Source organism: Flaviaestuariibacter terrae (assembly GCF_054777635.1).
The window spans coordinates 1,627,398-1,651,311 of the sequence record NZ_BAAHAL010000008.1 but is presented as its reverse complement, the minus strand read 5'-3'; the positions used below and the strand labels follow the sequence as shown (position 1 = coordinate 1,651,311).

At 60.9% G+C, this 23,914-nt stretch carries 15 protein-coding genes; 2 read left to right on the top strand and 13 right to left on the bottom strand.

Annotation, left to right across the window (positions count from 1 at the left end; genetic code table 11):
* Positions 1-36: 36 nt before the first annotated feature.
* The 5 genes from porL to ACYU7Z_RS15255 all read right to left on the bottom strand — a co-directional run bounded on the left by porL (position 37) and on the right by ACYU7Z_RS15255 (position 6,132).
* Positions 37-816: a type IX secretion system motor protein PorL/GldL gene (porL, locus tag ACYU7Z_RS15275; RefSeq protein ID WP_460572008.1), complete on the bottom strand. Its 780-nt coding sequence runs from the start codon at positions 814-816 to the stop codon at positions 37-39.
* Positions 817-934: 118 nt separating this feature from the next.
* Positions 935-2,233 (bottom strand): T9SS ring complex lipoprotein PorK/GldK, encoded by a 1,299-nt coding sequence (gene porK / locus ACYU7Z_RS15270; protein ID WP_460572006.1) that lies wholly within the window; start codon positions 2,231-2,233, stop codon positions 935-937.
* Positions 2,234-2,488: 255 nt separating this feature from the next.
* Complete coding sequence (locus tag ACYU7Z_RS15265) at positions 2,489-3,289, bottom strand: uroporphyrinogen-III synthase (protein ID WP_460572004.1); 801 nt, start codon at positions 3,287-3,289, stop codon at positions 2,489-2,491.
* Between the two features lie 36 nt (positions 3,290-3,325).
* Complete coding sequence (locus ACYU7Z_RS15260) at positions 3,326-4,237, bottom strand: DUF4271 domain-containing protein (RefSeq protein WP_460572002.1); 912 nt, start codon at positions 4,235-4,237, stop codon at positions 3,326-3,328.
* A 143-nt stretch (positions 4,238-4,380) separates the two neighbouring features.
* Entirely contained in the window at positions 4,381-6,132 is a 1,752-nt protein-coding gene (locus ACYU7Z_RS15255) for a BamA/TamA family outer membrane protein (RefSeq protein ID WP_460571999.1), read from the bottom strand.
* Positions 6,133-6,207: 75 nt separating this feature from the next.
* On the opposite strand from ACYU7Z_RS15255, the gene hemW reads away from it, so the two are divergent.
* A complete protein-coding gene (gene hemW, locus ACYU7Z_RS15250) occupies positions 6,208-7,317 on the top strand; it encodes a coproporphyrinogen-III oxidase family protein (protein WP_460571997.1) in 1,110 nt (369 codons plus the stop codon).
* 64 nt (positions 7,318-7,381) lie between these two features.
* Here the strand turns inward: hemW and ACYU7Z_RS15245 are convergent, their stop codons facing one another.
* The 8 genes from ACYU7Z_RS15245 to ACYU7Z_RS15210 form a co-directional block, all read right to left on the bottom strand.
* Positions 7,382-8,326 carry a hypothetical protein gene (locus tag ACYU7Z_RS15245; RefSeq protein WP_460571995.1) on the bottom strand — a complete coding sequence of 315 codons (945 nt, stop codon included), beginning with the start codon at positions 8,324-8,326 and terminating at the stop codon, positions 7,382-7,384.
* Position 8,327: 1 nt separating this feature from the next.
* Positions 8,328-9,770, bottom strand: a complete 1,443-nt coding sequence (locus tag ACYU7Z_RS15240) for an MBOAT family O-acyltransferase (RefSeq protein ID WP_460571993.1) — start codon at positions 9,768-9,770, stop codon at positions 8,328-8,330.
* Positions 9,771-10,000: 230 nt separating this feature from the next.
* A complete protein-coding gene (locus tag ACYU7Z_RS15235) occupies positions 10,001-11,047 on the bottom strand; it encodes an NAD(P)H-dependent glycerol-3-phosphate dehydrogenase (protein WP_460571991.1) in 1,047 nt (348 codons plus the stop codon).
* Positions 11,048-11,051: 4 nt separating this feature from the next.
* Entirely contained in the window at positions 11,052-12,425 is a 1,374-nt protein-coding gene (locus ACYU7Z_RS15230) for an efflux RND transporter periplasmic adaptor subunit (RefSeq protein WP_460571989.1), read from the bottom strand.
* Between the two features lie 119 nt (positions 12,426-12,544).
* Complete coding sequence (locus ACYU7Z_RS15225) at positions 12,545-13,978, bottom strand: TolC family protein (protein ID WP_460571987.1); 1,434 nt, start codon at positions 13,976-13,978, stop codon at positions 12,545-12,547.
* Positions 13,979-14,098: 120 nt separating this feature from the next.
* Entirely contained in the window at positions 14,099-15,259 is a 1,161-nt protein-coding gene (locus ACYU7Z_RS15220) for a trans-sulfuration enzyme family protein (protein ID WP_460571985.1), read from the bottom strand.
* Entirely contained in the window at positions 15,259-15,582 is a 324-nt protein-coding gene (locus tag ACYU7Z_RS15215; RefSeq protein WP_460571983.1) for a hypothetical protein, read from the bottom strand. Before ACYU7Z_RS15215 ends, ACYU7Z_RS15220 begins: the two co-directional genes overlap by 1 nt.
* On the bottom strand, positions 15,575-16,939 hold the full coding sequence (locus ACYU7Z_RS15210) for an APC family permease (protein ID WP_460571981.1): 1,365 nt from the start codon (positions 16,937-16,939) through the stop codon (positions 15,575-15,577). Before ACYU7Z_RS15210 ends, ACYU7Z_RS15215 begins: the two co-directional genes overlap by 8 nt.
* Before the next feature lie 238 nt (positions 16,940-17,177).
* Here ACYU7Z_RS15210 and ACYU7Z_RS15205 point away from each other — a divergent pair, with 238 nt between their 5' ends.
* Positions 17,178-23,831, top strand: a complete 6,654-nt coding sequence (locus ACYU7Z_RS15205; RefSeq protein ID WP_460571979.1) for a T9SS type A sorting domain-containing protein — start codon at positions 17,178-17,180, stop codon at positions 23,829-23,831.
* The last annotated feature ends 83 nt before the right edge of the window (positions 23,832-23,914 follow it).

The following is a 23,914-nucleotide window of genomic DNA, read 5'->3' as shown; positions in this document are numbered from 1 at the left end:
TTGTTGAGAAGTGGTTTAAAACGGATCGCAGCGCGATTAGCGGCCCTGCATGGCGCTCAGCATGTTGCCGTACACCGTGTTGAGGCGGGTCAGGTTACCGGCGAGGCCAGCGATCTGCTCCTGTACCTTCTTGGCATCTTCGGCGCTGTTCGACATAACCTTGGCAGTTTCGGCGAGCTTGCCGTAGAAACCATTGAGGGTCTTCAGGTGGTTGTTGCTTTCCTGCAGCTCCAGCTCGTAGATCGTGTTGAGCGAGGAGAGGTTCTTCGTCAGCACCTGTACCTGCTCGTGGAAGATCTTGGCACCTTCGGTAGCCTGGTTGAAGGCACCTACGGAGTTGGCAGCACCGAGGTACGCGTCCTTCACTTTGGAGAGGGCCTGCGTTACTTCAGCGGTACGGGTTGTATAGTCGCCGGTAACTTTCACTACGTCGGCGATCTGGTTCATGTTCGTCAGGGTCGTGTTGAGCTTCTTGAAGTTCTCACCCAGCAGGTTGAGGTTCTGGGGCGTGATGTCGGCCTGTGCCATTGCCTTGTCGAGGGCGTGCACGGTACCGGGGGCAGCTTTGTGACCACCGGAGGTTTCAACCAGCAGCTCTTCGCTGTGCGAGGCGTCGCCAACAGCGGGGTAAATGATGTAAAGAACACCATAGATAAGGAATACAACGGCTTCCGTATAGAGACCGATCTTCAGCCAAAGGTCGGCAGTGGGCGAGTGAAGGATTTTTTGGAGAGCACCGTAGATAACGAGCGCCGCAGCGATCGAAACGACTACGTCTACATACTTGCTTACTTTGGGAGGAATAGCAGCTGCCATAAAATTGAGCGTTTAAGAAATGGTTGGTTAAAAAAAGTTAGTATGAAACAGAAGGCAGCTTTACTAACGAAAGCTGTCTTCTGTTTATTGAATAAGTGGAGATAATTCTTTGGGAAGATTATTTGCGGCGACCGCGGCCAGACATGGCCGGAAGATCGATCACCGAGCGGAAGCCGATGTACGACTTGGCGGAATCCTGGTACTCGTAAGTGCGGGTGCTCGTTTGCAGGTAGTAGCCAACATCTTTCCAGCTACCGCCGCGAATCACTTTGCGCTTCATTTTCGGGGGATCGCTTTCCTTGGCATTGAAACGAACATCGGGGTTCATGTCGTGCTGGAAGGTATAGCCACCCTCGTAGTAGATGGAGGAGGTCCACTCGGCTACGTTACCCGACATGTTGTACAGGCCGAAATCGTTGGGCCAGTAAGCATCGGCACGAACCGTGTAGAAACCGCCGTCTTCGGGGTAGTTACCGCGGCCGGGCTTGAAGTTGGCGAGCAGGCAACCCTTCTTGTTACGGAGGTAGTAGTTACCCCAGGGGAACATCGACTGGGAGCGTCCGCCACGGGCGGCGTATTCCCACTGGGCCTCGGTGGGCAGGCGGAAATCGGATTCCTGCGCCTGCTTCTTCGACTCCAGCCAGGAGTTGAGGTAGTGTGTACGCCAGTTACAGAAAGCCTCGGCCTGCTTCCAGTTAACACCTACCAGGGGGTAGTTGCCGAAAGCGGGGTGCGCGTAGTAGCGCTTGGCCATGGGCTCGTTGTAGGAGTAGGAGAAGTCGCGGATCCAGACGAGAGTGTCGGGATACACACGGATGGGATACTTGCGGATGAACTGCGAGCGGGGCTTGGAGGCGTTCTCACGCTTGGCGGCCTCACCGTAGTCGTAGGCTTCGAACTGGTAGACGATCTTGTTGGCGTCCAACTCTTTCTTACCGTAGATGCGGTCTTCGGGCGAGAGGATGATGTCGGTCTGGCCGAGCTGCTCCACCACTTTGGGGTCGCCCCACTTCATGGTCTTCATCTTGGCCCAGTCAACGTACTCATTGCCGTCGGCGCCGCTCTTCACATAGCCCATTTTCTTGGCTACGATCGAGTCGGTTACCCACTTGGTGAACTGACGATACTGGTTGTTGGTTATCTCTGTGGCGTCCATCCAGAAGCCACTGATCGAGACGGAGCGGTTGCGTGCGCTGAAGGCGTAAGCCGGATCTTCGTCGGAAGGTCCCATGTGGAACGTACCTTGAGGTACATAGACCATGCCGGGGGGGCGCTTCATAACAAACTTGCCGCCAGGAGCGACACCGTGGAGCTGGCCGTCATTCGGCAGAGCGCCACCACTTTTCTTCCCGGAGCCACATGATACAAGGGCGAGGGAAGTCGCAGCCGCGAGGATCGCAACGTAATGGTTTTTCATTGTCATACACGAGGGTATTGGGCAAATATAAGCTTTTGATAAAATTGACCGCACAAGGTTACAACTTATTTTTTTCATCTGCAAGCCCTTTTGGCGTACCGTCTTAAACGGGCCTGTACTGCAATTATTGCATTAATTTTTAAGTTTTCTATCGCTATTCCGGTGAAATCCGCAAAAGATCAGATGAATTGTCACCCCGCATCGAAAAAGGGACCGCTGTGGCGGTCCCTTCGGGGAAAATAGGGTCAATAACGGTTATTTTTTCTTGAGGGTCGACGCCAGGAACTGGTCCAGCGCAGCCACCATGGACGGCGCCTGGGGCTGCGGCGCCTTGATGCCGAGCTCCAGGCCAAACTCTTCCACCGCTTTCGAGGTGTTGGAGCCGAAGGCGCCGATAACGGTGCCGTTCTGCCGGAAATCAGGCCGGTTGTCGAAGAGGCTCTTCACGCCCGATGGGGTAAAGAAGCAGATGACGTCGAACTCGGTCGCCGTAAGCAGCTCCTTCACATCGCGGCTGACGGTGCGGTACATGAACGCCAGCGAAAAGTCGCAGCCGTTGCTCTTGAGCCAGCCGGTGATCTCGGAGTCCTGCTGGTTTTCGGAGCAGACATAGAGAAACTTCTCGTTGCTCTTGTGCTTGTTGATGACGTCGAACAGGCTCTTGTTGGACCCGTCGGCGCCATAGAAGACCTTGCGCTTGCGGTAGAGGATGAACTTCTGGAGGTAGAGGGCTACGGCCTCGGTGATACAGAAGTATTTCGTGTCCTGCGAAACGGAAACGCGCATCTCCTCGCAGGTACGGAAGAAGTGGTCGATGGCGTTGCGGCTCGTGAGGATCACGGCGCTGTGGGCCTGGATATCGATCTTCTGCTTTCGGAATTCTTTAGCGGGAATAGGCTCCAGCTGGATAAAGGGCTGGAAGTCGAGGGCGACCCCATACTTGCGGCTCAGCTCAAAATAGGGCGATTTGTCGCTTTCCGGTTTAGGCTGTGTGATCAGGATCCGCATGCCGGCTTTGGCCTGCGCACCCGCCTTTGAAACCTCGTTTTTTACCATAAATGGGTAACCTAATGTAGGGCGAAGGTACGTATTTTACCCTAATAAGCGGAACAACAGTTTGTTAATCAGCAGTAAGGGGATCAACTCAAAGGCAAGCAGGTAGAGCAGGAAATGAAAGAACGGCAATCGAACCTGCCGCTGAACGGTGGTGTACGACAGGAAATAGCGGTAGGCGAAAACGGCGCCGGCCAGCGTCAGGGCAAGGGTGAGCGCCACCTGGTTGAGCGCGCCTTCCGTGAATGCGAGCAGCAGCACAAAGGGCATCAGCAGAATCCCGAGAATCTTGTTGGCGGTAAAGACGATGAACACGTAAGCCTCTGTGGACGCAGGTATGCGGAATACCCAGCCCAGCACGCGGAGCACCACGAACTTCCCGATGTACAGGGCCGCGAGGCCGGCCGCCAGGTAGCCAAAAAGCGGCCAGAAACCAAACTGCTCTCCAAGCCCGAAGCGCTGGAACACGAGGTACAGGAAAAGGGCACCGGCCCCGAAGAACAGGATGTTCATGTACACCGAAGGAACGGGCGATTGCTGGAGCTGCTCCTTCGCATGGCGCTGCCGCAGGTTCGTGCGGAAAAACAGCCGGAACAGGTCGGCGAGGTAGCGCGGAAAGCCGCTGCGGGCAATGGCCAGCAGGAGCATCAGCCCCATCACGCAATAGAAAAGCGACTCCTTGCCATGCGCCACGTGGATGGACTCGCGCAGCCGCACCGGGTTTTGAAAGTTGATGAAGGGATGGCTTGTCCAGGTGATGCTGTCGAAACGCATCGGCACGACCACGAGTGCGGGCAACTGGAAGGTATCGCGGCGGAGGCTGTCTGCACGGAGCGTTGTGTCAAACGACTGTACTAACGGAGGGGCCGAAAGGGCAGGACTTGTATCGCGCCGGCGGGAGCTGTCGCGCTGCTGGGCCCCGGCGCACAGGCCGGCCAGCAAAAGGAGCATCAGGCAAAGGGTTCGACAGCTTTTCATGGGACAGCAACAAATTTAGGAGAAAGGACGGCACCGCCGTATGCGGACGCTACATTCCCGGCGACGAAAGTGTAAATACCTACCGGTCCGCACAGGCTGCCCCTGATGAGGCGATATCAGAAATAACTGACGTAACCCAGGTGCACCTTGCTTTTGCGCAGGTTGAAGGGCACATCGTCGCGGCGCCCGATGGCCCAGGCCAGGTTGAAGATTCCGGCTTTCGTACTGAGCGACAATCCGAGCCCGGTGCCCAGGTAACCGCGGGTGGCGTTCACGGGCTCCGGCTGGCGTCCCACGCCGATATCCGCGAACCCGAACACGAAGGAGTTCTGGTCGAGGAGATAGCGGAATTCACCCGTTGCGATGGCATACTGCGACAGGTATTCGCTCTCCTCGTCGAAGCCGCGGAGCAGCTTGTAGCCACCCACCTGGAACAGCTCGTTGCGGTAGATGCTGCCGCTGCTGAACAGGCCCGCGTTGAGGGCCGCGCGCACCGTGCTCTGGCGCCCCACGGGGAAGAAGTGTGCGCCCGAAAAGGTGGCCCTGAACTGGTAGGTGCGCAGTTTCACCGTGTCGTATAGCCGGGCGAAGGAAAAGGCCGGGTCGGCGGGGTCTTTGAGCTCGAGCACCTGGTTGTTGGGGCGCAGCTTCTTAATACCCGCCGAAGCCAGGATCCGGTATTCGGTGCCGCGGCGCGGGTTGTAGCGATAGTCGGTGCCGTTCCACTCATAGCCGGCCCCGAGGTTGTTGGAGCCGACGTCGGCTTCGGACGGGAGGCGGCGGCTGGCGGCCACCTGCTGCACGTCGACGCCGTTGACGATGGTGGAGCGCCGCTGGTAAAACAGGCTGGCAATACCGTTGCCGTTGCGGTAGCGGGCCGTTATGTCGAAGGTCAGGTTGAGGAAGGTCGTATCCTTGCGGAACATCTCGAAGTCGAGCCCGAAGCCGAAGGGGCTCCGGAGAAAGTAGGGTTGCTCGAAGAGCAGGTGAAGGCGCGGCGAGCTTTGCTGGAGCTGCTGCCAGTTGAGGCCGATGGTTTCGCCGCCACCAAACCCGTTACGGAGCAGGAGGTTGGCCTCGCCCGTCACCAGCAGCTTCTTGCGGGCATTGACGTCGGGGTTGGGCAGGAAGCCCACGAGGGCATTTACCTGGCTGTTGCGCTTGTTTTTGAGGTACACGTTCAGCACCGAGCCGGTGTTGAGCATCGTCAGGTCGGAAGGGCGCTCCACCTGCACATAAGGCAGCTCGGCGAGGCGCTTGTCGACCGCCTGCAGGCGCCGCTTGCTGTAGGGCGACCCGGCCGGGAGATCGAGGTGACGCTGCAGCAGCTCGTTGGAGATGCGGAGGTCGCCGTAAACGCGGATGCTGTCGATCAGGTAGTGCATCCCGCGATCAACCCGGAGCAGTGCGCTTACCTCGTCGCCGTTGATGCGGACCGAGTCGAGGAAGACGCGGGCGAAGGGGTAGCCATTGTCTTCGAGGCGGTCGAGGAGCCGCTCCTGCAGCGTGCGGAGGCGGGCAAAATCCATGGGCGTGTTGCTGAAGGACGCGGCATTCCAGCGAAGTGCCGCATAGAGATCCGCATCGTCGGGGCGGGTGCTGAGGCGGGCCCAGCGATAGGCCGCGCCGAGGAACAGGTGCGCCGTTCCTTCCGCCGAATCGAGCCGGGTGCTGTCGAGCGAAGCGGTTACATAGCCGAGACCGCGAAGGGTGGCGGGAAGCGTTGCGAGGTAGGCGGCGGCGGCTGTCCTCGATGGAAAAAGGTTGTGGAGGGCCGGCGGCACGGGGTGCGCGGCCGAATCGGCCAGTACGTACCGAAGGCTGTATTGAGCCCGCAGCGCGCTGCCGGCCAGCATTAACAGGATCACCGCAAGCATTTGCTGTACCTTCGTCCGCACGTTTGTAAAAGTATTCAATCCAGAACGCCGTTGGCCGGAATTTATTTGCATATCCCCTTTTGTAAGCAGGCCTGTCACTATTGCAACTTCCACTTCAGCACCTCGCTTCGCTTCAAACCCGAGCTCGTGTCGGCGCTGCTGCGCGAGGCGGAATTGCGGCAAGAGTACCTGCAGGGCGCGCCCGTAGAAACGATCTATTTCGGCGGCGGCACCCCCAGCCTCCTCGACGATGGTGAGCTGCAGCGGATCCTGGACGCCCTCCGCCGCCACTATCCTGTGCAGCACGACGCGGAGATCACACTCGAAGCCAATCCCGACGACATCACAGCAGCCCGCCTCGGTGCCTGGAAAGCCGCTGGCGTGAACCGACTCAGCATCGGCACGCAATCGTTTTTCGAAGACGAATTGCGCTGGATGAACCGCGCCCATACGGCGGCCCATGCGCGGCAGTGCATCGAAGACAGTCTTGCCGCCGGCTTCGACAACCTGAGCATCGACCTTATCTACGGCTCCCCGCTCCTGTCGGACGAACGCTGGGAAGAAAACGTGCGCATCGCCACCGGCTACGGCATCTCCCACCTCTCCTGCTACGCACTTACGGTAGAAGAAAAAACGCCGCTGCACAAGCAGGTCGCTTTGAGCCAGAAACGCGATGTCGACAACGAGCAGCAGGCGCGGCAGTTCGTGCTGCTGATGCGCTGGCTCCGGGAGTCGGGCTACGAGCACTACGAAGTGTCGAACTTCGCAAAACCCGGTGCGCGGAGCCGTCACAACTCGAGCTACTGGAAGGGCCTCTCCTATCTTGGTCTTGGCCCGTCGGCCCACTCCTACAACGGGACCGAGCGCGCCTGGAACATCGCCAGCAATCCCGTATATATACGATCCATCGGTGAGGGAATTCCACCTCTTGAACAGGAAACGCTTACGCGCGAGCAACGGCTCAACGAGTACCTGATGATCGCGCTGCGCACGACCGAGGGCCTGCTGCTGGAGCGGATTTCGGCCCAGGCAAGCAGCCAGGAGCTTCGCGCGATCGAGCAACGCCTCTCCGTATTTCTACAGGAGGGCCTCGTGCGGACCAGCGCGGGCGGATTCGCGCTTACCGACGAAGGAATGCTCCGCGCGGACGGGCTCGCGGCGGAGTTGTTTGTCTGATGATCCGCGTCGTCCATTCCATCAAAATTTCAGTACTCGCTTCTCCCCTATTCTCCATGGCGCATCAGTGCCGGAGGAATGCGTCCTTCTCGAACTGATCGATCACCGCCCGGCTGAATTTCACCGCGCCGGCGGGCGAGAGGTGCACGTTGTCGACAAAGTCGAAGCTGTCGGAGAGCGCAATGCGCCCGTTGAAATTGTAATAGGGACCATGCCGCAGAAATACGGAATCGACAAGCGGCGCGTCGCGGTGGCACGCATAGCGCTTCGGGCTGAGCGGTGCCTGCAGCAGTACATAGGGAATACCGCGCTGCCGCAGCATCAGCAGGCAGGAGTCGAGGTAGCGCATATGTACCGGGTTGAGCGGCGGCTTCGGACCCGGCGTGCAGGCAATGGCGAGGTCGGGATTGGGCACGGGGTTAATGCGTTCCTGGAAGCCGCCGCTTACATAGCGATCGAGGGTGCTCGTGTAGCGCAGTGCCGGCGGCGGGCATCCCAGCTCCTGCCGCATCCACCAGTACAGGAGCGTGTTGGAGAGACGTAGATTAGGACGGCGCAGCAGGTCGCGCCAGTTGTCGGCGTCGACGCGGTCGCTCAAAATGAGGTCGAGGCTCGGCTCGATACGGTCTTCCACGTTCATCTCGGGATATACCGCCAGCACAACCCGGCGCGGCCGGATCACATCGAGGTAGCGCTTCAGCAGGATATGCGTTTGCATCGTGTTCTGCCCGCTCGAGGCCAGCACAAACAGGCGGTAACCGCTCCGGGCAAACACGCGCGGGTCGAAGCCATACTGGGCCACCGAGGGGCCAAGCACCAGCAGGTCGGGCCCTGTTGCGCGTGGCAGCTCGTCGATGCGCTCACGGAGGTAGGAGCGCGTATCGGGTGTTTTGAAAACGTTCTTCTGGTAACGCTGCGGCACCGTCGCGCCAACCGCGAACAGCAGTACCAGGTACGCCGCGGCGGCGAAGAGCAGGAACAGGGCGGTATCGGCAACAAAGCGCTTCATCTCAGAATTGAAAATACAGGAAAGGCTGCTCGCCGGTGACCATATACAACCCGATGAGCGAAAGCAGCAGCGCGTAGAAGCCCCAGCGGGCAACCCGCGGCCAGCGGGCACCGAAGCCGGCCAGCGCATAGGGCCGCTCACGCCCCAGCCATTCGACGCCAAATAAAAAAGCGGAGAAGAAAAGTGTCAGCAGCGCCATTGGCGGGAACCAGGGCACCGAAAAGAGCGAAGGCCGGAAGGTGCCGCGGAAGTAACGGATCGCAGCGCCGATCGTGGGTGCGCGGAAGAACACCCAGGCCAGCGTAACGAGCAGGAAGGTGCCCGCCATCCGGAACGCATCGCGGAGTGACGGCAGCCAGCGCCCCGGAGCAACGACGGCGAGGTGCATGCGGTTGCGGCCGAAAAGCAGCAGCGGCAGGAAATACAGCGCATGCAGGGCGCCCCAGGCCAGGAAGGTCCAGTTCGCGCCGTGCCAGAACCCGCTGACCAGGAAGATGATTAGTGTATTGCGTACGGCAATCGCGCGCCCCGAGCGGCTTCCACCGAGGGGGATGTACAGGTAATCGCGGAACCAGCTCGTGAGCGAGATATGCCAGCGGCGCCAGAATTCGGCGATGTCGCGGGCGAAATACGGGAAGGCGAAGTTGCGGAGCAGGTCGACCCCAAAGAGACGGGCAGCACCGAGGGCGATGTCGGAGTAGCCCGAAAAGTCGGCGTAGATCTGGATCGCAAAGAACACCGCACCAAGTAGGTGCACGCTGCCGCTGTAGCGCGCCTCGTTGTCGAACACAAGGTTGGCGGCGAGCGCGCAGTTGTCGGCGATCACGAGCTTCTTGAAAAAGCCCCAGAGCATCTGCCGCAAGCCTTCGGCGGCCTCTTCATACCTAAAGACGCGCCGCTCCTTGAGCTGGGGCAGCAGGTGCGTAGCCCGCTCAATAGGACCTGCCACCAGCAAGGGAAAGAACGACACGAACAGGGCGTACGTAATGAAATTCCGCTCCGGCGCGATGCGCTGCCGGTAGCAGTCGATCACGTACGACAGGCCATGAAACGTGTAGAAGGAAATGCCAACGGGCAGCACAAGACGCAGCAGCGGAATGCTGGCGGGAAGTCCTGCGCTATGGAGCAATTCCGCGAAGGAGCCGGCAAAGAAATTATAGTATTTGAAGAAGCCGAGGAAGGCAAGGTTCGCTCCCACGCTGAGAACCAGCCAGGCCTTGCGTTCGCGCGCACCCGTTGCAGCGGCAATGCGCAGCCCCGAGCCCCAGTCGAGCAGCGTGGAAAAGAGCAGGAGCCCGAGGAACCGGACATCCCAGCATCCGTAGAAATACCAGCTTGCCGCCAGCAGGATCCCGTTCTGCGTCGCAGCCCGCCGCCCCAGCAGCCAGTGCAGTGCGAAAACCACGGGCAGGAAGAGGGCGAAGGAAAGGGAGTTGAAGAGCAAAGGCAGTTGGGGGTTTGGAGTTTGGGGTTTGGAGTTGAGGGAAATCTGTAGTTTGTAGTTTGTGGTTTGTGGTTTGTAGTTGAGGGGAGAACGATAGAGGTTCCAACGCATTCCCCTGACAGTGCGCTATTCTTCCACAAGACTATCATGACGGAGCACCTGCTGTATACTGTCACGCTGAGCGTAGCCGAAGCACCATAACCACATCACCACATCACCACATTACCACATTAAATCAGCACTCCTTCAATCGTTTCAAAACCCTCTGCCGGGGCGAGGCGCTCCCAGAGAATACGGTAGATGGTGTCGGCAATGGGCATGTCGGCGCCGATGCGGCTGTTGATATGGTGCATGCACTTGCAGGCATTGTAGCCTTCGGCCACCATGTTCATTTCGAGCTGCGCCGATTGCACGGTGTAGCCTTTCCCGATCATCGCCCCGAAGGTGCGGTTGCGGCTGTAGAGCGAGTAGCAGGTTACGAGCAGGTCGCCGAGATAAACCGAGGCGGCGTAGTTGATATCCCTGCGCTGCGCGCCTTCCACGGCGGCGTGCTTGCCCACCTCGATATGCTCGATCCCGGCTTTCTGGAGGAAGCCGGCCATCTCGTCGGCGCTGTTGGCGATGTACACGCTCAGGAAGTTGTCGCCGTATTCGAGGCCATGGGCAATACCGGCACCGAGTGCGTAGATGTTCTTTAGCACCGCGGCATATTGTACGCCGATGATGTCGTGGTTGGTAACGGTGTTGATGTAGGGCGTACGGAAGTCGTCGGCGATCGTTGCCGTCAGTGCGTCGTCGATGCCGGAGAACGTGAGGTAGGAAAGCTTTTCGGCAGCAACCTCCTCGGCATGGCAGGGCCCGAGCACGGCGAAGTAGTCGGCAAGCGGCACGCCGTACTGCTCCGTGAGGTATTCGTTGAGCAGCACATCGCGGCCGGGCACGATGCCCTTGATGGCCGATACGATCTTCTTACCCTGCAAGGCGCCTTCAGGCACCTGCTCCAGCACCTCGGTGATATAGGCCGAGGGCACAGCGAGCACGAGCACGTCGGCGGCGGCTACCACCTCGCCCACGTTGCCCGCGATGCGCAGCTTCGATACATCGAGGTAGGCGGTGGGCAGGTACTGCGGGTTGTGGCGGCGGCGCTGGATAAAGTCGCTTTGCTTTTCGTTGCGCACCCACCAGTGAATGCTGTGGCCGTTGTCGGTAAGGATCTTGACCAGCGCGGTAGCCCAGCTACCGCTGCCGATCACGCCGTAAGTGAGAGAGTCGGGCATCGGATTATTTCTTGTCAAACAATTTGTCTTTGGGAACCACCTTCACGCGGTCGCCGTTCTTCAGGCTTTTGCTGATGGCGTTGAAGGGTGCCGTCACCACCTGCTCGCCGGGCTTGATGCCGCTGAGCACTTCGATATAGTTGATGTCCTGGATACCGGTGGTCACCACGCGGCGCTCCACGGTATTGTCGGCTTTGAGCACGAACACCACTTCCTCCAGATCGTCGGCCGGGGCGGCGTTGTCGCCCTCATCGATGCCGGCATCGTCGTCGGACCCGCTTTTCTTTTCCTTCTTCTTGTCGGCGAGGTTCTTATCGCTGCCTTTCACACGGGCTGCTACGGCAGTGATCGGGATGGCGTTAACGCCCGTGCGGCGGCGCGTCTTGATATCGGCCGACGCGTTCATACCGGGACGGAAGGGGAAGGTGCGGGGATGGGCCGGGTCGAGCAGGTCGGCGTAGGAGGCCGGGTCGAGGCGGATATGCACTTCGTAGTTGGTAACGTCGTTGGTCGTGGGGGCGGCGCCCGTCTTGTTGGTGCTCGACGCGATCTGCGTAACAACGCCGCGGAACTTGCGGGTGTTATAGGCGTCCACCTGCACATCGGCGCTGTCGCCCACGTGCACTTTCACAACGTCGTTCTCGCCCACGTCCACACGCACTTCAAGCGAGCCCATATTGGCCACGCGGAGCATCTCGGTGCCGGCCATCTGCGCGGTACCGACCACGCGCTCGCCTTTCTTCACATTGAGTTGCGATACGACGCCGCTCATAGGAGCGAGAATAGTTGCGCGGTTCAGGTTCTTGTTGGCCATCTGGAGCTGCGTGCGCGAGCCCTGCACACCGGCCTGCCCGGCGCGGATGCCCTGCATGGCGGCGTCGTACTGCGACTGCGCGGCGCGGAGTTTCGTGCCGTATTGCTCGAACTCGGCGTCGGAGATAACCTTGTCGTCGTGGAGTTGCTTGTAGCGGTTGTAGTTCTGGCGGTCCTGGTCGAGTTGCGCCTTGAGGGCGGCGATGGCCGCGGAGCTGTTGGCCACCTGGGCCTGCGATTGCGCTACCTGCGCGGCGGCCTGGTCGCGTTGTGCCGAGTAGATGTCGGCGAAGATGCGCGCCAGCACCTGGCCTTTCACCACGCTGTCGCCTTCCTGTACGTTGAGGTCGGTGATCTCGCCCGAGATGTCGGAGCTCACCTTTACTTCCACTTCCGGGTAGATCTTGCCCGATGCGTTGACAGTTTCGGTAATGGTACGGGCCGTCACTTTCTCCACGGCCACTTTCGTTCCTGTATCGCTGTTGCCGGCGCTCACCTTAACGATCACCAGCACGAGCAGCAGCAGCGCCACGCCGATCAGGATCCATTTGGTTGATTTACTCATAAGAGTTTGTGGTTTGTAGTTTGTGGTTTGTGGTTTTCGTAGCGGAACATGCCTGCCTTTTCTGCCGATTGTCTTTAACTTCTAGCTACCAACGACAAACGACAAACCACAAACGCTTTCTATAGTTTAAGTCCTTGTCCTTTATAAAATTCGAGCAGCTTCATCCGGAACACGTATTCGAATTGCGCGGAGGAGCGCTGCAGCTGCGCGGTGTAGAGGGTCGTCTGGGCGGTCAGCAGGTCGAAGGTGCTGAGGAGGCCGATGCCGTAGCGCTTCGTGGCGAAGTCGTAGGCGCGCTGGCTGGCTTCGACGGCTTTGCCGGCGGCGTTGAATTTCTCCAGCGCGTTGAGAGCGTCGGCGTAGGCCTTGTAGATGTCCTGCTTGATCGTGAGGCTGTCGGCGGTTTGCTGCAGCTGGAGGTTTTGCAGGTTGAGCTGCGCGCGCTTCCAGGCCGTGCGGGCCTGGCCGCCGTTGAAGATCGGCACGTTGATGGTGAAGCCGGCAAACTTGCTCAGGTTGTTGTTGAACTGCGTGAAGTAACCGCTCTTATAGGGCTGCCCATCGGGCACCGGGTAGTTGGTAACATTGGTGAACACATCCTGGTTGGTGCCGCCGACATAGCCCACGGGGATAGCGCCCGTAAAGCTTTTGAAGTTCTGCTGCTTCGCGGTGCTCACGTAGTTGCTCTGAACGCCCAGGCCGGCGGTTACGCCGGGATACATGGCACCACGCGCGGCGGCCACGTTCTTCTGTGCTGCCTGGATGCGGAGACCGTTGTAGCGCTGCTGCGGAAGGTTCTGCAGCGCGGACTGGTACACGGCATCGGGCTGCAGGGAGGCCAGCGGCTCCACGGGGATGACGTCGACCGGAGGCGTGTAGACGTCGAAGGGCTGGGCCGCATCGATGGCGAGGAGGGCCTTCAGGTTATACAGCGTCTGGATCTCGGTGGTCTTTGCATTCACGACGTTCGACGAGTCCTGCGCGATCTGTGCTTCGAGTTGCGCGGCATTGAGCTCCGGCAGCGCGCCGGCCTTCACCTGCTTGCGGGTGACGTCGAGCTGCGCGGCGGTCTGCTGCTGCTTCAGGCGTAATATCTGTACCTGCTGGCGGGCCTGCAGTACCGTGAGGTAGGTGGTGGCCACGTTGAGGGCGATGTCGTTCTTGACCTTTTCCACGAAGGCGCCCGCGGCCATCGACTCGATGCGGTTCGCCTCGATCAGGTTGCGCTTGGCGAAGAAGTTGAACACGTCGACGCTCGATTGCAGCGACAGGGAATTGTAGAAGAACGGGTTGTCGGTAAACTGGTTGGTGGTCCGGTCGATGGAGCGGCCCGAATTGTAACCGAGGTTGGAGCTCAGGTTGAGGCTCGGGTACCGCGACAGCAGCGACTGGTCGTAGCTAAGGCGGGCAAGGCGCGCCTGCACATCCTGCTGCTTCACTGAAATATTATTGGCCAGCGCATAGTCGACGCAGCGCCGCAGGTCCCACTGCTCCTGCCCCTGTGCCGCAACGGCGAGGAGCAGCGCGAGAAAGCAGCTGATTGGCTTTTTCATGGGAGTAAAAATAGGCGATCTGGGACAGTTTGGTGTTTACAGTTTGTAGTTTGTGGTTTGTAGTTTGTGGTTTGGTCGATGGCAACCTTTCCAAACCTCCCTGAACCTTCTCAAACCTTTCTAAACCTTCTCCAACGCCTGCCCGAGGTCGCGGACCAGGTAGTCGGGGTCTTCGAGACCGACGTACAGGCGGATGTATTGGTGTTCCTCGTTGGCCCCGTCGAAGGCTTCCGGCGCAATGCCGGCGCACCTGGGCAGGATGAGCGATTCGTGGCCACCCCAGCTGACGGCCATGAGAAAATGTTTGAGCGACTCGCAGAAGCGCGTGATGCGTTCCGGCGTTCCGCCCGCGAGGGTAAAGGTCATAAGGCCGCCGGCGCCACTCATCTGGCGGCTTGCCAGCTCGTATTGCGGGAAGCCGGGATCGAGCGGGTAGAGCACGCGCGCCACTTTCGGGTGCCCCTTGAGGAAAGCCAGCACCGTGGCGGCGCTGCGGCCGATGCGCTCGAGGCGCACAGGGAGCGTGCGCAACCCGCGGAGGAGCAGCCAGGCATTGAAGGGCGATACGCCGCTCCCGATGGCGAGGTAGTCGAGCTCAAAGATGCGGCGGATGCGCTCGTGCGTGCCCGTGAGTACGCCGCCAAGGGTGTCGCTGTGACCGCCGATATACTTGGTGGCCGTCTGCATGCACAGGTCGATGCCCAGCTCGTGGGGCCGCTGGAGCAGTGGCGTGGCGTAGCTGTTATCAATCAGCGTAACGATGCCGCGGGCGCGGGCAAGGGCCGCTACTTCGGCAAGCGGCTGTATGGCGTAATTCCAGGAGTTGGGCGACTCGAGGTAGATAAAGCTCGTATTGGGCCGGAGAGCTTCCTCGAACTGGCGTATGTCGGTGCCATCTATATAAGTGGTTTCGATGCCGAAGCGCGTGAGGATGTGGTCGAAGGTCTTTTGCGCCCAGCTATAGGGATTCCGCACCGAGATCACATGATCGCCCTGCCTGACATGCGGCAGCACGCCGGCGAAAATTGCCGCGGCACCGTTGGCGAACACGAGGGCGTCTTCGGCGCCGTCGAGCGCCGCGAGCTTTTTGCGCAGGATGTCGATCGTGGGGTTGAGTCCGCGGGAGTAGAGGTAGCCGCCCATCTCGTCGGCGAAGGCGGTACGCAGATCGGCTACCGTGCGGAAGGCAAAGTTGCTCGTCTGCATGATCGGCGGCGCCACCGCATTGAAGTACAGCGCGCGGTCTTCACCCAGCTCGTTGAGGATCTCCGACAGCTCCATTACTTGCGTTTTTTCTTGCGAAGACCCCGGAAGAAGAACAGGAGCCCGATGAGGGCCGCCCCGGCAAGGCCTGCCACGGCGGGAAGGGGGGCGCGGTGTACGTCGTTGACGAGGTAGAGCAGGGTCCCCAGCGTGCCGGCGCTCCAGATGAGGAGCAGGGCCTGGCCGATGGTAAACTTATTTTTCGAGGTCGATGAGGAGGACGACGAGCGGCTCCGGCGGTGGCCGTGGCCGCTTCCGGCGCGGCTGCCGTTGCTGCGGCTGCTTCTGCGGCGGCGCCTCGATTCCCCGGGGTTCAGGTTATGTTGAACTTCTTCAGGCATCTGCAATCTTTTTGACCTTGCTGAAAAACAGGAAATAAAGCCCGATGAACAGGCCCATTACCAGCAAGCCGACCAGGCAAAGCCTGGTTTGCTGCCGCAGCAAGCTTATGGCTACAAATAAATACGCACAAATGAACAGGACGGGTTGCAGCGGGTACAGCTTCATCCGGAATATCCCTGTTTCGTTGAGGTGTCGGGTGCGCGGACGCAGCAGGAAAATACTGCCGGCCGAGAGAATCATTCCAAAGCAATCGAGGAAAATCGAGAAGCTCAACACGTTGTCGAACTGCTGCGCCCAGCCTACAATGGCGATGCAAAGAGCCGCAAATATAGTCAGCGAAACAACGAGAACCCCGGTGCGCGGGTGGCGCCGGCGGAAGGCGGGCGGAAGGATCCCGTCTTTGCTCATGGCGTACATCACGCGGGGATTGCTCAGGAGCAGGGCATTGACATAGCCCAGCACCCCGAGAAACAGGAACAACGAAAGCACCTGCTCGGCGCGGGGGCCAAACACGCGGGCGGCCATCAGCGCGGCGATGTTGCTGGTAGCGGGGTCGCGGAGGCGCTCGAAGCCGATCACGTGCACATAGGCATAGTTGATGGCGAGGTACAGTACGATGATGACCGCTATGCCGAGGAAGATGCCCCGCGGCAGGTTGCGCGCCGGGTTCCGCACTTCGCCTCCGAAGTTGATCGTTTGCTGGTATCCGCCGTAGGTGAACGAAACGGCCACGAGGCCGCTGCCGAAAGCCAGCAAGTATTGATTGAGCCCGGTCTTCGCCGAAGCAAGGCTGTGCGCGGGCTGCACGGCGGCGTCGGTGAGGAAGATCGGGAGGATCAGCAGGAGGATCAGCGTGATCTTGATCAGCATGAGGGCGCTCTGGGTGCGGGCGCTCATGCGCAGTCCCAGCAGGTTGATGCCGTAGAACAGGCTGATGGCGCCTACCGCGATGGCCAGCTGCAGGCCATGGCTCGCATCGGCGGCCGACCGCCCGAAAAGCGGCAGCAGCACCGCTGAAATATATTCCCCGCCGATCAGGGCCACGCCCGCGAGGGAGGCGGCGTTGGATACGAGGATGACGCAGTTGATGGCAAAGGCCACCGAAGGATGGTAGGCGTAGGAAAAGACCTTGTAGTAACCGCCCGTCACGGGAAGACGAGAGCCGATCTCGGCATAGGTAAGGGCGCCGCAGAGCGCCACGATACCCCCGGCGAGCCAGACGGCGAAGAAGACACCCACCGACGGTGCATCGCGCGCCACGTTGACCGGCGTTCGGAAAATGCCCATGCCGATCACCAGGGAGATGACGATCATGGTGAAATCAAACAAGCGAAGGCCAGGCTTAGATGGGGTCATTCGGAATGCTGGCCCTAAATATAGAGTGTCGGTCCGAAACTACGCCGTCAAAAATGACAGAGCTAAAGGCCGCTGAATGTATCCCCCATACTCGTTAAGCAAATCCCCGTAAACGGGGGCCGGCAAAACCCAGCCTTAAGCGACACAAAGGCGGATTTCACCGAGAGCGCCCCAAACTGGGGAGCCGGGCTAAATAGCTTTGCGGTTCATTCCGCAGCTCAAAACGAAAACACCGCTTATGAAACCCCTTTTACTCTTCCTGCTTGGCTTCTTCACGATCGCGGCAAATGCCCAAACCAGCTGGAAGGGAACGGCCAGTACTTCCTGGACGAACAGCAGCAACTGGACCAACGGCGTACCGAGCGCCACGAAAGCCGCTGTTGTCGGCGATGCGAGCTTCACCGGCGCCTTCCAGCCGACGGTCGCCTCGAGCGCTTCCTGCGCCGGCCTTACCCTCGGCGGCACGGTCGCTTCCACCCTCACCCTCAGCAAGAACCTGAGCGTAAGCGGTTCCGTGGTTATTAACAGCAACGGCACCTTTAAGCAAGGCAAAGCCACCCTGACCGTGTCGGGGAGCTGGACCAACAACGGCACCTACAGCTACAGCGCCAACCAGGCATCGACCATCTTCTCGGGTACGGCGGCGACGCTCAGCGGCACCTCGACAACCGCCTTCCGCAAGGTGACGATCAACGCCAACGCAGTGCTCACGGCGAGCAGCGCCTTCAGCAGCGCGACGGGCATCACCGTCAGCGGCACGCTGGCCCCGGAGAGCGGCATCAGCATCCCCAGCGCCATCTCGGTAAGCAGCACGGGCACGCTCCGGGTGACGGCGGCCACACTCTCTGCGAACTTCGCGGGCGCCATCACCCTGAACGGCGGCAGCACGGTGGACTATAATTCTACGGGCGCACAGACGATCTCCTCGTCGCTCACTTACTCGACGCTGCGTATCAGCGGCAGCGGCACCCGATCACTGACAGCGAGCTTAAGCAGCCTCAACTCGTCGAACGCGGCCTGGGGCAACCTGTACGTCGATGCCGGCGTGCTCGATCTTGCCGGCAACAGCATTCCCCGCGGCGCAACAACAACCGGCGGCACCCTGATGGTTGCCAACGGCGCCACCCTGCGTCTCAGCGGGTCGAACTTCCCTTCCGGCTTCAACACGAATACCCTGAGCTATACGAGCACCGTGGAGTACTACGGCGCAGCGCAAACCGTTTCGGCCAAAACCTACGGCTACCTGACCCTCTCGGGCAGCGGCACGAAGACGCTCCCGACGACCGCCTTTACGGTGGCTAACGCCTTTACCACGTCGGGTACGTTGACTGCCAACGCGGGCGCCAACATGACCGTCAGCGGCGCGGCCACGATCGGCACCGGCACCACGCTTACGGAAAACAGCTGGACGGTGCAGGTGGGCGGCAACCTCGTGAACAACGGCAGCATCAACGGCGGCACGGGCACGCTTACAATGGCCGGCGCCGGCGCAAGCCTCAGCGGCACGGGCACCTGGTCGCTCAACAACCTTACGATCGCCGCCTCCGGCACCACGAGCAGCGTCAGCAGCATCAGCCTGACGGGCAACTTGGCAACAACGGGCTCGGGCGTGTTTACCCACACGGGCGGCGCCATCAGCATGAGCGGATCGGGCAAAACGATCTCCGGAAGCAACATTACCCTCAACGACCTTACGGTCACGGGCACCGGCTCGGTGACCGCCTCTTCGGGCTTTACCCTGTCGGGAAACCTGTCGGTAGCCGGCTCGCTGACGAGCAGCGGCATCCTCGTCATGGGCGGCTCGGGCAAAACGATCTCGGGCGCGGGCAGCATTTCGCTCAATACCCTTTCGGCCACCGGCTCGCTGACGACCGCCACCTCCTTTACGATCGGCAACACACTCGACGTAACGGGCTCGCTGGCCGCGAGCGCCGGCACGGTCACCTTCAGCGGCACCTGCCTGTACAACGGCACGGCGAGCCTCTTTAATGTAACGCTCAGCGGAACCTCCTCGCTGCAGCTGGCGGCAAACTCCAGCATGGGCATTGCCGGCGCGCTGAGCCTCGGCTCGGGCACGCTCAACGCCACGACAACAACGCCCAACACCGTGATCTACAACGGAAGCGGCCTGCAGAACATCAGCGGCGCCACCTACGACAACCTGACCCTTTCGAACGGCAGCACGAAGACCGCCGCCGCGGCCATCACGGTCAATACCGACCTGACGATCTCCTCCGGCACCACGTTCGCCGCAGGCGCCTTTACCCATACCGTGAAGGGCAACTGGACCAACAGCGGCAGCTTCACGGCCGGCAGCAGCAGCATTACCCTCAGCGGCGGCAACGATGCCACGCTGACGGGTGCTACGACCTTCAACGTACTTACGATCAACAAGACGAACGCGACCAACTCCGTGTTCCTCGCCAACAACATGACGACGCCGACGCTCAACATGACCAACGGCATCCTGCGCACGCAGACCAGCAAGATCAGCATCACCGGCACCCGCAGCGGCAGCGGCTATATCTACGGAACCATCGAGCGCGTACACAGCTTCAGCTCGGGTACCGACTACGCCTTCGAGGGCGCCGACAACGTGATCAACTTCACCGGCGCCTCGGGCATTACCGCCGTTACCGTCGTGGTAACGCAGGGCAATGTATCCAGCTTCCCCTTCGGATCGGCCATCAACCGTAGTTATACGGTGAGCGTCACGGGCACCTATACCTCCGCGAAGCTGCGCCTCCATTATGAAGACGTGGAGCTGAACGGAAATACCGAAAGCGGCCTGCAGCTCTATCGCTACAACGGCAGCAGCTGGGTGACGAGCGCCACGGCAACCAACAACACAACGTCGAACTACGCCGAGCAAAGCGGCATTAGCACCGTTACCGGCACCTGGACCCTTTCGTCGGTATCGAACGTGGTGAGCTGGAACGGCTCGGCCAGCACCGACTGGAACAACGCCGCCAACTGGACGACGACGCAGGGCTCGCCCTCGCTCCCGCCTTCGGCGAACGATATCGTGCAGATCGGCAACCTCGCCTTTACCAACCAGCCGACGATCTCGACGGCGGCGCAAGCCAAAAGCATCCTGTTCGGCAGTGCAAAGGCGGCCATCCTGACCATGGCGTCCGGCGGCTCGCTGACAACGCAGGGCAATATCTCCGGCTCCTGGAGCAGCAACGTGACCCACTCGATCAGCGTAGGCGCGCAAACGCTTACTGTAAACGGCAACATCCTTCTCAGCGACGGAACCACCGGCCACGCCATCGACCTTTCGATCGGCAGCGGTACCGTGAGCCTCAGCGGCTCGCTCACCGAGAGCGGCGGCGCCAACGTCAGCTTCACTGGCGCGGGTGGCCTCACGATCGGCGGCGACTTCACCTACAGCAGCGGCACCTTTAGCGCCGGCAGCGGCACCGTTACCTACAACGGCGGCAACTACCAGAGCGTGGGTGGCGTTACCTACAACCAGCTCGTGATCAACAAGACGGCGGCCACGGCCACCACCAACCCGCTTGCGAGCACCACGGTGAGCGGCAACCTCCTCGTTTCGGCCGGCACCTTCGACTTCTCCGGACCCACCACGATCGTGGGTGATGTAACGGTCGCCTCCGGCGCCTTCGCCACCAACCGCACTTCCATCCAGGTGGGCGGCAACTGGACCAACAACGGCACCTACCTTCCCAACGGCGGCAGCGCCACCTTCAATGGCACGGGCGCGCAGAGCATCTCGTCGACCGCCTTCAACAAAATCATCATCAACAAGGCTTCAGGAACGGCCACGCTGACCGGCAACCTGACCCTCAACAGCGACCTGCTCATTACAGCCGGCACGCTCGACATGAAGACCTTCACGGCCAACCGCAATACCATCGGCGGCACCCTGCAACTCGCCGACGGAGCCACACTCTATGTAGGCGGCGCGGCCAACTTCCCCGCCAACTATACGTACTACACGTTCGGCTCGGCGAGCAACACAGTGTACAACGGAACGGTGGCCCAGAGCGTATCGGGCATCTCGTACGGTAACCTGTCGTTCGCCAACGGCGGCACGAAAACGCTGGCGGCGCCGGCTACCGTGCAGGGCAACCTCTCCATCGGCAGCGGCGCTACCCTCGACGGGGCTGCGCATAACCTGACGCTGTACGGCAACTGGACCAACAGCGGCACCTTCACGCCCTCGAGCGGCGCGGTGCTGGCGATGGGCAGCAGCAAAACGATCACGGGCAATACGACCTTCAACAAGCTCACGGTGTACGGATCCTATACCGTTGCCGGCAGCGATATCACCTACAACGGTCCGCTGACCATCGTAGCCAACGGCGGATCCTTCGACGCGGGCAGCGGCACCGCGGTGCTGTACGGCAACCTCACGAACAGCGGCTCGCTTGTAAGCAGCGGCACCACCACCTTCGCCGGCACGCAGGCGCAGACGATCCAGCTGATCAACGCGATCACGTCGACCTCCACGGGTGTCATCAACTTCAACGGCACGGTGGCCCCGACACTCAACTCCACGAGCACGCCCACCTTCGCCACGCTCAACATCAACAACACGGGCGGCATCAGTCCTTCGGTGAACTGGACGATCCTCGGGCCCTTCACCATCGCCTCCGGCGCTTCCTTCAACGGCGGCGTGGCCACGCATACGATCGCGGGCAACTTTACCAACAACGGCGTGGTGACGAGCAGCGGTACGCTCCTCTTCAGCCCCTCGACCGCGAAGACCGCCAACCTGGGCACCAACTCGGGTGGCAATACCTTCAGCAGCACCGGCACCGTGCAATTCGGTGGCACAGGCGCGCTGACCGTTTCGGGAACGCCGACGGCGCTGGACCACGTGATCATCAGCAACACGAACGCCGTGTCGCCCTCCTCCAACTGGTCGAACATCAGCGGCACCTTCTCGATCGACAACAACGGCGTTTTCAACGCCGGCGCGAATACCTACACGCTCGCCGGCAACATGGAATCGAACGGTACGCTCAACGGCGGCACGTCGAACTTCATCTTCACCTCGGCAACCGCCCAGATCTCGGGATCGCCCAGCACCACGCTCTACGACATGCTGGTAAACACGGGTGCCGCGCTGACGGTCAACTCGGAATTCAACGTAAGCCACGACCTCACGATCAACGGCACGGTCGACGCGAGCCTCGCCGGCGTGACCTTCAACGGCGCCATCAACGGCAACCTCACGGGCTCAGCCTCCTCGCTGACCCTTGCCGATTTCGACATTGAAAAAACAAGCGGCTACTCGCTCACCCTGCAGAAGAACATCATCGGCATTACCGACCTCAACGTCAGCTCGGGTAACCTCGACATGGGCGCCTTCGCGCTGACACAGGATGCGGTGAATACGCCCAACACGCTTACGATCGAAAACTACGCGCGCCTGCGCATTGGCAGCACGAGCACGCTCCCGGCCTTTACCACGTACCAGCTGGATTCGTTCAGCGTGGTGGAATACTACGGCGGCACACAGGCCCTCTCCCCCACCGTTACCTACGGTTGCCTGGAGATCACGGCGGGCGCCAAGACCACGTCGGCGGCACTCACGCTCCTGAAGAATATGACCATCAGCGGCGGCTCGTTCACGGCCGGCTCGTTTACCCACAACATCGGCGGCAACTGGCTCCAGACCGGCGGCACCTTTACAAGCACCGGCAGCACGATCCTGTTCAACGGCGTAAGCGCGCAGACCGTTACGGCTACCGATGCCTTCAACAACATGACCCTCAGCAACGACGCGGGCCTCTCTCTCGGCAGCGCCGTAAGCGTGGGTGGCACGCTGGCACTCAGCACCGGCAAGGTCACGCTGGGCGCCTACAGCCTCACGGTGAGCAGCGGCAGCATCAGCGGTGCCACCTCGGCCAAGTACATCGTGGCGGGCGCCGCGGGCGCACTCGTGCAGCCCATCGCGGCGAGCACATCGCGCAGCTACCCCGTGGGTACGACGAACGATTACATCCCCGCAACGATCGCCTTTGCCGCGGGCTCCACGGCCGACAATATCAGCGTACGCGTGAAAGACCTCGCCTATGTGGCCGGTGAAAGCGGCTCACTCAAAATGAACAGCGCCGTCAACGCCACCTGGGTGATCGACGAAGCCGTAGCCGGCGGCTCCAACGCCACGGTTACGCTGCAGTGGCCCGCCACCCTGGAGCTCACGGGCTTTACACGCAGCACGACGCGCCTCGCCCACTTCGGCGGCAGCACCTGGGATTACGGCACCGTGGCTCTTTCGGCTTCGGGCAGCAATCCCTATACGCTCACGCGGAGCGGCTTCACGAGCTTCTCGCCCTTCTCGGTACGCAACTACGTGGATCCCCTGCCCGTAACCTGGCTCGCCTTCAGCGGCCAGCGCCGCAGCGGCTCCGACGAGCTGCAATGGAGCACCGCCACGGAGAGCAACAATGGAGGATTTACGGTGGAAGAAAGCAGCGACGGCCGCAACTTCACAGCCGTAGCCACCGTGGCCGGCGCCGGCAACAGCACGATCGACAATCACTACCACTATACCCGCCGCAACGCGCAGGGTACGCGCTACTACCGCATCCGCCAAACCGATCTCGACGGCCGCTACAGCTATACGTCGGTGATCCGTCTCAGCGACGGCAGCGCCACGGGCGGACTGCAGGCGACCTTCGGTGCCAACCCGGTTCGCGGCAACGCATCGGTGCAGCTGACCGCCGCACAGGCAGGCACCGTGCAGCTCGCACTCTTCGACGCGCAGGGCCGCGCGCTCTGGCAGCAGCGGAGCACACTCGGCGCCGGCACGCAAACGATCAGCGTACCGCTGTCGGCACAGCCCGCCGGTGTGTACTTCCTGGCTGTTACCGATGCGGATGGCGGGAAGCAGACGCTGCGGATGCTGAAGGAGTAGACCCATTCTCGTCCGGCGCCAAAGGCTTCGGCCGGCGGCCCACGCCCGCAAGACCCATCCCCCGCCCCCTTCCCTAATGGAAG

Coding starts and splice junctions, on each gene's coding strand:
- porL (WP_460572008.1), bottom strand. CDS start 816: ATGGCAGCTGCTATTCCTCCCAAAGTAAGCAAGTATGTAGACGTAGTC.
- porK (WP_460572006.1), bottom strand. CDS start 2,233: ATGAAAAACCATTACGTTGCGATCCTCGCGGCTGCGACTTCCCTCGCC.
- ACYU7Z_RS15265 (WP_460572004.1), bottom strand. CDS start 3,289: ATGGTAAAAAACGAGGTTTCAAAGGCGGGTGCGCAGGCCAAAGCCGGC.
- ACYU7Z_RS15260 (WP_460572002.1), bottom strand. CDS start 4,237: ATGCTCCTTTTGCTGGCCGGCCTGTGCGCCGGGGCCCAGCAGCGCGAC.
- ACYU7Z_RS15245 (WP_460571995.1), bottom strand. CDS start 8,326: ATGAAGCGCTTTGTTGCCGATACCGCCCTGTTCCTGCTCTTCGCCGCC.
- ACYU7Z_RS15235 (WP_460571991.1), bottom strand. CDS start 11,047: ATGCCCGACTCTCTCACTTACGGCGTGATCGGCAGCGGTAGCTGGGCT.
- ACYU7Z_RS15230 (WP_460571989.1), bottom strand. CDS start 12,425: ATGAGTAAATCAACCAAATGGATCCTGATCGGCGTGGCGCTGCTGCTG.
- ACYU7Z_RS15225 (WP_460571987.1), bottom strand. CDS start 13,978: ATGAAAAAGCCAATCAGCTGCTTTCTCGCGCTGCTCCTCGCCGTTGCG.
- ACYU7Z_RS15220 (WP_460571985.1), bottom strand. CDS start 15,259: ATGGAGCTGTCGGAGATCCTCAACGAGCTGGGTGAAGACCGCGCGCTG.
- ACYU7Z_RS15215 (WP_460571983.1), bottom strand. CDS start 15,582: ATGCCTGAAGAAGTTCAACATAACCTGAACCCCGGGGAATCGAGGCGC.
- ACYU7Z_RS15210 (WP_460571981.1), bottom strand. CDS start 16,939: ATGACCCCATCTAAGCCTGGCCTTCGCTTGTTTGATTTCACCATGATC.
- ACYU7Z_RS15205 (WP_460571979.1), top strand. CDS start 17,178: ATGAAACCCCTTTTACTCTTCCTGCTTGGCTTCTTCACGATCGCGGCA.